Here is a 1,481-nt window from a genome sequence, read left to right on the forward strand (position 1 = left end):
AATGGCCAGCATCAGATCCAGCGCTGCGAAGGTCTTGCCCGCAGTCGATGCGCCGAAAAGGACAACCAGCCCGGCACGCGGCAAAACGCCCTTCACGAACCACTGAAGACCAGCGGCGCGCGCGGAGCGAAACTCGGCCATCGTTTGAATTTGAAATCGGTTCGCGCGCGGACCTTCCCCGCTCAAGTCCTCGAACTCGCTGACGTCAGGCCGGTTCAGGTCGACACCTGCCCAACGTGCCAAGGCGCGCAGCGTCAGCGCGGCGCCCCCCGTGCGCTTGCCGAAGCTCTCCCACTTGGCTTGCCCGTACTCGCGCGTGCTGTACTTGGGTGAGCTGCGGGCCCACTCGTCCCACAGTTCGAAGCCCTGGCCATCTGTCTCATGATGCAAAGCCATGCCCACACCCAGCCAGCTGGCCCCATTGCTCGACTCGTAGGGCAGTTCATCCGGGGGGATGGCGGCCAGGCATTCGCGCAGGGTGTCGAGCCCGACGCCAACGGCGGCGCGCTGCTCCGGTTGGGCTGCGGGCTTGTCGAGCTCTCGCCAGATCGCGAGCAGCTCGGCCGGCAGATCGGGCAGCGCGCCGACGCTGCCAACCAAGTCGTCACCGAACCACCACGCGTAAGGCTTGCCGGTCTCGGGGTGGATCGATGGGGGCAGCACGTCCTGCACGGTCAGCCCGTCAGCGGTCGCGCATCGCAGCTCAAGCCCGGCGGCCTCGCCCAAGTTCTTGGTGGCCAACGGCTCAACGCCAGCGGGGAGGCGATAGAGCAGCTTCGCGCGGCCAGGTCGGCCGCTGGAAATACCGACCGCGTCCGCTGCGTGCCGCAAGGCATCCAGATCAACCCCCTGCCCTGCCAGCCACTCGCGGGCCTTGTCGATGTCGTCGACATCAAGGCAAGCTGTCCGGCTGTAGGCGTGGGCGAGGCCCACCCCCTGGGTGATGCGGGCGGCGTCTTCTTGCCGAGTGACACACCCGTCAAGGCGGTTCCAGCCCTTGACGTTGGGCCCTTTGGAACCTGCAGCGATTGGCACAAGCGCGAAGCCTGCGGCGAGGTACTGCGAGACCCATGTACCGACTTGCTTGACCTGCTCGGGCGGGGTGTCGACAATCTCAGCTTGGCAATTGACTTTTTGGACGCCTTCGTCGGCTGCAACCGGCGGGGGCGTTTCCTTTTGGGGCACCAGCAGTGCCAGCGCGTCATCCATGGGCGACTCCCTTCTCGGCTTCGTACGCGCGCTCAAGCGCTGACAAGGCAATGGCCGCGCGCTGCGTCGCGAGCTCGTGCTCTCCTCGCTCGACCGGGAAAAGCTGCTTGATGACTTCGGCCAGCGCTGTGGGCGACCACCGGGGGCCGCGTCGCTCCACGAACTCGGCACGAATGGCACCAGCTCGGACCAAGGCCTGCACACGCTCCGGCGTGCTGTGCAGCGCTGCAGCCAGGGCCGCCACACCGAAGCTCAATTGATCAGGTTTCGTC

At 66.4% G+C, this 1,481-nt stretch carries 2 protein-coding genes; both read right to left on the reverse strand.

The features are described 5' to 3' along the window. On the reverse strand, window positions 1–1,209 hold a 1,209-nt coding region (locus tag B2W70_RS08095; protein ID WP_286744599.1), incomplete at its 3' end, for a bifunctional DNA primase/polymerase. Beyond that, a partial coding sequence (locus tag B2W70_RS08100) for a hypothetical protein (protein WP_286744601.1) occupies window positions 1,202–1,481 on the reverse strand: 280 nt, incomplete at its 5' end. The genes B2W70_RS08100 and B2W70_RS08095, both read right to left, overlap by 8 nt.

It is taken from the genome of Aquabacterium sp. UBA2148 (assembly GCF_002328915.1).
Taxonomy (GTDB): domain Bacteria; phylum Pseudomonadota; class Gammaproteobacteria; order Burkholderiales; family Burkholderiaceae_C; genus Aquabacterium; species Aquabacterium parvum.